The 8,806-nt window shown below is 39.2% G+C and carries 8 protein-coding genes and 1 pseudogene; 8 read left to right on the forward strand and 1 reads right to left on the reverse strand.

The annotated features are described in order from the left end of the window. Positions 1-433, forward strand: a 433-nt coding sequence (locus HMPREF9074_RS10625) for a vWA domain-containing protein (RefSeq protein ID WP_034540718.1), incomplete at its 5' end; no start/stop codon positions are given. A 62-nt stretch (positions 434-495) separates the two neighbouring features. Here HMPREF9074_RS10625 and lipA read toward each other — a convergent pair. Further along, positions 496-1,386, reverse strand: a complete 891-nt coding sequence (lipA, locus tag HMPREF9074_RS10630; protein ID WP_009388909.1) for a lipoyl synthase — start codon at positions 1,384-1,386, stop codon at positions 496-498. 289 nt (positions 1,387-1,675) lie between these two features. Between lipA and HMPREF9074_RS10635 the strand changes: the two genes are divergently transcribed. From HMPREF9074_RS10635 to HMPREF9074_RS10665, 7 genes and pseudogenes are all read left to right on the forward strand, one after another. Further along, positions 1,676-2,701 carry a virulence RhuM family protein gene (locus HMPREF9074_RS10635; RefSeq protein WP_009388910.1) on the forward strand — a complete coding sequence of 342 codons (1,026 nt, stop codon included), beginning with the start codon at positions 1,676-1,678 and terminating at the stop codon, positions 2,699-2,701. A 43-nt stretch (positions 2,702-2,744) separates the two neighbouring features. After that, entirely contained in the window at positions 2,745-2,951 is a 207-nt protein-coding gene (locus HMPREF9074_RS10640) for a hypothetical protein (protein WP_009388911.1), read from the forward strand. A gap of 339 nt (positions 2,952-3,290) precedes the next feature. Further along, entirely contained in the window at positions 3,291-4,937 is a 1,647-nt protein-coding gene (locus HMPREF9074_RS10645; protein WP_009388912.1) for a leucine-rich repeat protein, read from the forward strand. A gap of 138 nt (positions 4,938-5,075) precedes the next feature. Continuing rightward, positions 5,076-6,497: an L-serine ammonia-lyase gene (locus tag HMPREF9074_RS10650; protein WP_009388913.1), complete on the forward strand. Its 1,422-nt coding sequence runs from the start codon at positions 5,076-5,078 to the stop codon at positions 6,495-6,497. Positions 6,498-6,540: 43 nt separating this feature from the next. Next, a complete protein-coding gene (folP, locus tag HMPREF9074_RS10655) occupies positions 6,541-7,359 on the forward strand; it encodes a dihydropteroate synthase (RefSeq protein ID WP_009388914.1) in 819 nt (272 codons plus the stop codon). Continuing rightward, positions 7,356-8,132, forward strand: coding sequence for a diadenylate cyclase CdaA (gene cdaA, locus HMPREF9074_RS10660; RefSeq protein ID WP_009388915.1), 777 nt, complete (start codon positions 7,356-7,358; stop codon positions 8,130-8,132). Before folP ends, cdaA begins: the two co-directional genes overlap by 4 nt. Positions 8,133-8,150: 18 nt before the next feature. Further along, positions 8,151-8,806: pseudogene (locus tag HMPREF9074_RS10665) on the forward strand (ATPase); the annotation flags it as partial.

The raw sequence follows: 8,806 nt of genomic DNA on the forward strand, positions 1-8,806 counted from the left end.
GAGTAGGGTAATTATCCTATTAACTGATGGGGTGAACAATACCGGTTTTATAGACCCACAAACGGCAGCCGAGTTGGCAGCAGAATACGGCATCAAAGTCTATACGGTGGGGATAGGTACTAACGGAATGGCATTGTCGCCTTACGCCCTGAATGCCGATGGCAGCATCATATACCGTATGCAGCAGGTAGATATAGACGAGCCACTGATGAAGAAGATAGCCCAAGTGACTAAAGGACGTTATTTCCGCGCTACTAACAACCAGAAGTTGCAACAGATTTACGACGAGATTAACCAGATGGAAACTACTAAGATAGAAGAATTTAAATATACCGAAGTAGATGAGAAATTCAGATGGTGGGTGCTTGTAGCAGGACTCTTATTATTATTAGAGTTTGTTTTGAAACACACTTTACTTAGAAATGATATTTAAAAAAAGAGACTGTCAGAAATTAACTGACAGTCTCTTTTTTTATTAGCAAATTGGTAAATCGATTATAACAAGTGCTTTTGGGCGCGGTAAGAAGAGCGTACCAAAGCACCACTTTCTACGTGGCGGAATCCTAAGCTCATACCTATTTCTTTATACTTAGCAAATTGCTCAGGGGTAATAAAGGCTCTAACAGGCAAGTGTCGTTTAGAGGGTTGTAGATATTGCCCAATAGTTACGATGTCTACTTTAGCCTCTTTTAGGTCGTGTAAAGTTTCAATTACCTCTTCTTCTTTTTCACCTAATCCCAACATAATACCCGATTTGGTACGGTTAGCACCATTCTCTTTCAGATATTTTAATACTCCCAGACTACGATCGTATTTAGCTTGAATGCGCACTTCGCGAGTGAGGCGGCGTACTGTTTCCATATTGTGCGAGATAATCTCGGGGGCAGCCTCTAATATACGGTTAAGATTACGTTCTACTCCTTGAAAATCAGGGATAAGCGTTTCCATAGTAGTGTTAGGGTTCATACGGCGTACAGCTCTTACGGTTTCAGCCCAAATAATACTCCCCATATCTTTTAGGTCATCGCGGTCTACAGAGGTAAGTACTGCGTGCGAGATATTCATCAGCTTGATAGAGCGAGCCACCTTTTCAGGTTCTTCCCAGTCGAGGGTTTCAGGTCTACCCGTTTTCACTCCGCAGAAACCACAAGAGCGGGTACATATATTGCCGAGAATCATAAAAGTAGCGGTACCTTCGCCCCAGCACTCGCCCATATTAGGGCAACTGCCAGAAGTACAGATAGTGTGTAGGTTATATTTATCAACTACATTGCGCAGTTCAGTATATTTTTTGCCGGTGGGCAGCTTTACCCGAATCCATTTGGGTTTAGCTTGAGGAAATGCTTCAGTGGCTACGTGCTCTGAAGCAACAGTTTCTACATTCATTGTATTCTTGAAAATCTATAATTTTATTACAAAAGTAGTACTTTTTTGTCAATTGACAAAATTTTAATTACCAGAGGTCGATTAATTTTCGGTCATTCTTCGCTTATCGTTCGCTTATCGTTCGCTCATCCTTCGCCCATCCTATACGTAAGGTATACAGTATTGGCATTTAACTTTAGGTACATTTAAATCTCGCACTGTGCCATAGAGTTAAATGCAAATGCTGTGAATAATTTTTGCTTATTTCTGTATAAATCACTAACTTTGCGACTCCTGATTATAGTAATCGATGAACAGAAAAAAAACAACTAAAGATATGGTGCGGGCTTCAGTAGCGGAGTATCTTACTTTTGTGACAGCTACAGGTGAGAGCAATATACAAAGTCTCTATGCCGATGAAAACGTATGGCTTTCTCAGAAAATGATGGGATTGCTTTATGATGTAGATGTAAGAACGATTAATTATCATTTACAAAAAATATTCTCTGATAATGAGTTAGATGAAAAATCAGTTATCCAAGATTTTCGGATAACTGCTGATGATGGTAAGACGTACAATACTAAGCACTATAACCTATCGGCAATTATAGCGGTAGGGTACAAGGTAAATTCAGAAAGAGCAGTACAATTTCGCAAATGGGCAACGCAGATTATTCAAGAATTTACCATTAAGGGCTTTGCGATGGACGATGAGCGGCTAAAAAACGATGGTACGCTACTCGGGAAGAAGTATTTTGAAGAACAACTACAGCGCATACGCGAAATACGCCTGTCGGAACGCAAATTTTATCAGAAAATAACGGATATTTACACTACTTCTATCGATTATGACCCTAAATCGGCTAGCACACAGCGTTTTTTTGCTACTGTGCAAAACAAATTGCATTGGGCGATACACGGACATACTGCTGCAGAGGTGATTTATGTGCGCGCTGATGCTGAAAAAACTAATATGGGGCTTAGCACTTGGAAAGATGCGCCTAAAGGCAAGATATACCCTTTTGATGTAGTAGTGGCTAAAAACTACCTAACCGAGGACGAAATGGCGCAGCTACAACGTTTGGTATCGGCTTATTTGGATATGGCAGAAGATATGGCACTGCGACATATACCGATGACAATGAGCGATTGGGAGCAACGCTTGAATCGCTTTTTAGCATTTGCTGACCGCCAAGTATTGCAAGACGCAGGCAAAATAACCGCAGAAATAGCTCGTGCACACGCTCTTAGCGAGTTTGAGAAGTATCGCATTGTGCAAGATAGGCTTTTTGAATCAGATTTTGATAAATTTATAGAGAATAGTCTGCTAAGTTAAAAAATAGTTGTATATTTGTCGCAAAATTTTAGAAGTTATTATTATGGAAACACTTACTATTAAACCACCTAAAGGAGTTAGCCTAAGTGATGCAAAAATAGCTCTCGAACGACTTAATTTTGAAATAATAGATGATCAGGAGTATACCATTTCTGATGCTTATAGAAAAGAGTTGCACAATCGCTTAAGAGAATGGGAATTATCTCCAGAAACAGGAATATCTTTAGAAGATGCTAGAAAATTAGCATAGAGTTATAGAAAATAAATACAAAATTTAAAAAACATTTAAATCCTATTTAAAAGAAACAGAAAAACAATAACATAAAGACATAAATTAGCGTTTCGCTTTACGATTTTCCTCCTTATAGAAAACGACCAATTTTTTGTGTTAGGAAAAGTGAAGTGGAAATGCCTGCGTTATAAGCGTGGGCATTCCTTTTTACTTTGGCACACAGCCTTTGGTCGGGCTCTATAAGGGAAGTATGGGGAATGTACCCACGCTTTTTTGTGCTCTTATGTGAAAGACAAAGGCGGTATCTGAAAAGCCTATAAGAGAGTAAGAATAACAATTTAATTTTATCAAAAACAAATGAAAAAAGTAATTTTAATAGCAGTAGCAGTGCTGGGAGCACTAACTGTTAGCAGTTGTAGGAAAGAAACTGAGAAAATTATTGAAAGAGTAGAGGTGCAGAGAGGTAATCAAATTCTTTCAGGGATGGGAGCACCATCTGAAAATTTAGGAAACATAGGGGATTATTACCTTGATCTTTCTAATACTAATCTTTATGGTGCTAAAACAGCTCAAGGATGGGGAACGCCTATTAGTCTAAAAGGAATTCAAGGCGACAAGGGCGATACAGGAGCGAAAGGCGATAAGGGAGATACAGGAGCTAAAGGTGATAAAGGAGACACAGGGGCGAAAGGTGATAAAGGCGATACAGGAGCTAAAGGTGATAAAGGTGATACCGGAGCTAAAGGTGATAAAGGAGACACGGGAGCCAAAGGTGATAAAGGCGATACAGGAGCAAAGGGTGATAAAGGAGACACAGGAGCCAAAGGTGATAAAGGAGATGCTGGTACGAAAGGTAATGGTCAGAATGTTGGACAAAAAGGTGATAAAGGTGATAAAGGCGAGCAAGGCGTAGCAGGGAAAGATGGAACTAAAATATATGCAGGAGTAGGGGCTCCTACTAACATAGGTAAAGCTGGTGATTGGTATATTGATACTCTAAATAAGCGTCTTTATGGACCTAAATTGGAAGGCTCTTGGGGGACTTCTTATATAGAGTTAGGTAGTACTTTACCATCAGTTCCTATAAGAACAACAGATTATGAATTGAGTGCAGATAAGAAAACTCTTTTGAAATGGAAGAATGGAAGAACTACTTATATAGATATGAATTCTAATGAAGAATTAAAAGAAGTTAAATATATTGATAAAAATGCATTTTCCCTTTTCGCTCGAAATTTGATTTCTATAGTATTAGGGGATAAAATAGAACGTATCGGTAAAAATGCTTTTGCAGATTGTGAAAACATAATATCTGTAACCCTTCCTAATACATTATATACTATTGAAGAAAGAGCTTTTTTTGGTTGTAAATCATTGCAAAAAATAAATCTACCTAATAATTTAAAAAAAATTGAAGATGAGGCTTTTTCTCTATGTGAAGATTTAATGTCTATTACTATTCCTAGTGGTCTTACTTATATTGGTTCAGCCTTTCAATATTCAGCGATAACTTCTATCACAGTACCTAATAATGTGACAAAAATATCTTTAAATGATTGTGTTCATTTAAAATCAGCTACTCTTCCTAATACAATAACTGAATTCAGAGCAACAAGATGTTCTTCATTAGTATCTTTCATAATACCTAATAGTACTGATAAAATCTTAAATTCTGCTTTTGAAGATTGTTTTTCTCTGAAGTCTGTTGTGTTTCATAAAAATGTAAAAAGTATTGAAGAGAATGCCTTTTATGGTTGTAATTCCTTAACTTCTATTACTTTACCTTCAAGTATAACTAAAATAATGAATAACTCCTTTGCTAATTGTAAAAAACTAGAAACGATTACATTTGAAGGTACAAATCCTCCTATTCTGAAAAGTTATCCTTTTGATACACGATATTTGAAAAATATTTATGTTCCTGAAGGAAGTGAAGAAAAATACAAAAAAGCTGAAGGCTGGAGTAACTATATAGATTTGATAAAAGTAAAGCCTAATAAATAATTTCTGAAAAAAAACAAGATAATCGCAATACTTATTTTTATTAAGTATTGCGATTTCTGCTATAATAAACGGATAACAAATTTGCTAATTCATAATTGTTTTGTACCTTTGCACGATTGATTTTTTTGACCATAGAAAATGGAACAGATAAGCGTTTTTGATATGCTAAAAATAGGCGTAGGCCCCTCAAGTTCGCATACCTTAGGGCCGTGGCGAGCGGCTGAAGCCTTCGTAAAAGAACTAAGAGAAAAAAACTACTTGCTCAATACTAAGAAATTGTCGGTAGACCTCTATGGGTCGCTTTCGCTTACAGGAAAAGGACACGCTACTGACCTCGCAGTAATGTTAGGCCTTAGTGGGGCTGACCCTGAGTATGTGCCTATAGAGAGTTTAGATGTTATCATCACGGCTATTACTAATAACCAAGAACTGTATTTGGGCAATGAACTCATAGTGAAGTTTAATCCTAAAGAGGATATAGTATTCAACCGAAATTTCTTACCTTTTCACGCTAATGGTCTTACTTTTACGGCTTCGGGTGATGATTTTAACTATCAATCGACTTTTTACTCGGTAGGAGGAGGCTTTATTGTTAAAGAAAATGCTTGTGAAGAGGAGCAAACCAATAAAAAGAATGTTCCTTTCCCTTTTCCTATTGATAAAGCAGAGGAATTGTTGCATTATTGCAGTTCAGAGGGTAAGAAAATATCGGAAATAGTATATGAAAATGAAAAAGCACTCCGCACTGAAGAGGAAATAGACCACGAGCTGTTGCGCATCTGGAATACGATGTTAGAATGTACCTACATAGGTTGCCATACTGAGGGGGTACTGCCAGGGGGATTGCACGTGCGTCGCCGCGCTTATGACATTCACAAAAACCTGATAGGGGTGGTAACTTATGACAGTCCGAAGAGTTGGATAAACTCCATTAAAAAAACGGATATTAAGTTTAGAGAAATACTGAAGTGGGTGAGTTGTTTTTCATTGGCCGTAAATGAGGTAAATGCGTCGTTAGGGCGGGTGGTAACGGCTCCGACCAATGGTAGTGCGGGGGTAATACCTGCGGTGCTATTGTATTACATCACTATAGAAAATCAGCAGGCTACAGAGGATGCTATCAAGCAATTTTTATTAGTAGCGGGCGAGATAGGTAGTCTTTTCAAAAAAGGAGCTACCATTTCAGCAGCGATGGGTGGCTGTCAGGCAGAGATAGGGGTATCATCGGCTATGGCGGCTGGGGCACTATGCGAACTATTAGGCGGTACCCCAGAGCAGGTATTAATAGCTGCCGAGATAGCGATGGAGCACCATTTGGGACTGACCTGCGACCCTATAGGGGGCTTAGTACAGATACCCTGTATAGAGCGCAATGCTATGGGGGCCATAAAGGCTATTAACGCTGCCGAATTGGCGATGACAACTGACCCTAAAAACGCTAAAGTGCCTTTAGACAAGGTAATTAACACGATGTGGCAGACGGCTAAGGATATGAATTCGAAGTACAAAGAAACCTCAGAAGGAGGCTTGGCCGTAGCGGTAAATATTGCGGATTGCTAGGCGAAAGACGAGAGATGAAAACATTAACTTTAACTAATAGAATATGACGATTAATTGTAAAGGTGAATTAGTGTCGCTTGATTATCCACGTGTGATGGGTATTCTCAATCACACGCCCGATTCGTTTTTTGAGGGGAGTAGGGTAACCGAAAAGACGTTGCTAAATAGGGCAGAGGAGATGCTTATTCAGGGGGCTGACTTTATAGACGTTGGCGGGTATAGTACGCGCCCTAATGCAGCTGAGGTATCGGAAGAAGAAGAGTTAGCGCGTGTGATACCTGTAGTGCGTCAGCTGATAAAGGTTTTTCCTGATATGCTGATTTCGGTAGACACTTTCCGAAGCGAGGTAGCTCGTCAAGCCGTTGCTGAAGGCGCTGCGATTATCAACGATATATCGGCAGGAGGGTTAGACCCTCAGATGCTGAAAGTGGTAGCTGAAGCGCAAGTACCCTATATAGCGATGCATATGAGAGGTACGCCCCAGACAATGCAGCAGCACACCGACTACAATTATATCATTACCGATATGCTTTATTATTTTTCGGAGCGCAAGACTGCTATGATGGAAATGGGCATCAACGATGTGATAATAGATGTGGGGTTTGGTTTCTCGAAAACCTTAGACCAGAATTATGAAATACTGAAGCATTTAGAGCGTTTTCAGATACTGAAAGCCCCTCTGTTAGTAGGGCTTTCGCGCAAATCGATGTTGTACAAACTACTTGATACAGACCCTGCTGGAGCCTTAAACGCTACCACTATAGCCAATACGATAGCCTTACTAAAAGGGGCGCACATCATACGCGTACACGATGTGAAAGAAGCCAAAGAGTGCGTGAAAATTATCAGTAAGATACGATGAAACTATTTGATATTTTAGACTTTACTATTGCCGATGCGATAGATATACTGCTGTTTGCGGCTTTTCTGTACTATGTATACCGACTTATCAGAGGTACGGTAGCTATCAATATTTTTATGGGTATCGTGATGATTTACCTATTGTGGAAAATCACCGAAGCCTTGCAGATGCAATTGCTTAGCAGTATATTAGGGCAGTTTATAGGGGTGGGGGTATTTGCGCTGATAGTGGTATTTCAGCAGGAAATCCGCCGCTTTTTGCTGACTATAGGGTCTACTAATATCACGGCGCGCAATAAGCTGCACCGCATATTTCACTTTTTCAAACAGAAAGAAAGTCTGCTAAATGTAGAAGGTTTAGTAAGCGTATGCCATAAACTCGGCACTACCCATACAGGGGCATTGATAGTGATAGAGCGCAGTGTGCCTTTAGACTTTGTGATAGCTACAGGCGACAAGATGAACTTAGAGCTATCGGGGCCTATTATTGAGAGCATTTTTTATAAAAACAGTCCGCTGCACGATGGGGCTATCGTTATAAGGGGCAATACTATTGTGGCTACACGGGTTATTCTGCCCGTAGCAGCTGAAGATACGTTGCCCAAACACTACGGCTTGCGCCACCGTGCCGCAGTATCTATCACCGAAAAAACCGATGCTACAGCCTTGGTAGTATCAGAAGAAACGGGACATATATCGTACTTTAAGAATGGCAATTTTGTGAGATTTGCCAACGAAGAGGAACTTATAAAAATGATACAAGAAGACAATTAACCTATTTTTTAATTTACTATGAAGATAAAAGAATCAAAATATTATCACCCTGTGAATGTGCTACAGGTAGATAGCGATGACCATATAGAGCTGTATGACAAGTATAAACTGCTCACTTTTACGAATCCTTATCGCGGACTATTAGACGACCTGATGGCACATATTTATTTTGGAGGTGATGACCTTGTGATACACAGAGATAAACTAAAACACTTTGTAAAATGTACTGATTATTACACTTTTGAATACGCTTCTAAGCAAAATGAGCTTTACGAATCGGAGGAGTGTTATTTTCACCCTACTTTAGAGGTTTTTCTGTTGATAGACAAGAATTTATCGAATGAGTACGACAGTCAGATTTTTGAAGATGGGCTTTACAAAGTCAGTTCGGTGTATTACGAAAATACCAATCCTAAGACGAAAGAAAACCTCAATAAACTATTTGAGGATTATATAGAAAAATACGTTTCAAAAGAATCAAAAGTATCTATACTGTTGAAAACATCGCGAGGTATAGACATTAAAACGCATACTATTAAGCCTTATCGCATTGATTTTGAGACAATGTACAACGATGACTTCGCTGAGGTACATCACCACGTAAAGAATGCTCTTACTAATGAAGATAAGGGGGTAGTACTCTTTCACGGTATTGCAGGTTCGGGCAAAACCAA

The sequence above is a fragment of the Capnocytophaga sp. oral taxon 329 str. F0087 genome, from assembly GCF_000213295.2.
Lineage (GTDB): Bacteria > Bacteroidota > Bacteroidia > Flavobacteriales > Flavobacteriaceae > Capnocytophaga > Capnocytophaga leadbetteri_A.

What these genes read in the sequence shown, in the direction of transcription:
- HMPREF9074_RS10650 (WP_009388913.1), top strand. Translation starts at nt 5,076, where the DNA reads ATGGAACAGATAAGCGTTTTTGATATGCTAAAAATAGGCGTAGGCCCC.
- HMPREF9074_RS10640 (WP_009388911.1), top strand. Translation starts at nt 2,745, where the DNA reads ATGGAAACACTTACTATTAAACCACCTAAAGGAGTTAGCCTAAGTGAT.
- HMPREF9074_RS10635 (WP_009388910.1), top strand. Translation starts at nt 1,676, where the DNA reads ATGAACAGAAAAAAAACAACTAAAGATATGGTGCGGGCTTCAGTAGCG.
- folP (WP_009388914.1), top strand. Translation starts at nt 6,541, where the DNA reads ATGACGATTAATTGTAAAGGTGAATTAGTGTCGCTTGATTATCCACGT.
- cdaA (WP_009388915.1), top strand. Translation starts at nt 7,356, where the DNA reads ATGAAACTATTTGATATTTTAGACTTTACTATTGCCGATGCGATAGAT.
- lipA (WP_009388909.1), bottom strand. Translation starts at nt 1,386, where the DNA reads ATGAATGTAGAAACTGTTGCTTCAGAGCACGTAGCCACTGAAGCATTT.
- HMPREF9074_RS10645 (WP_009388912.1), top strand. Translation starts at nt 3,291, where the DNA reads ATGAAAAAAGTAATTTTAATAGCAGTAGCAGTGCTGGGAGCACTAACT.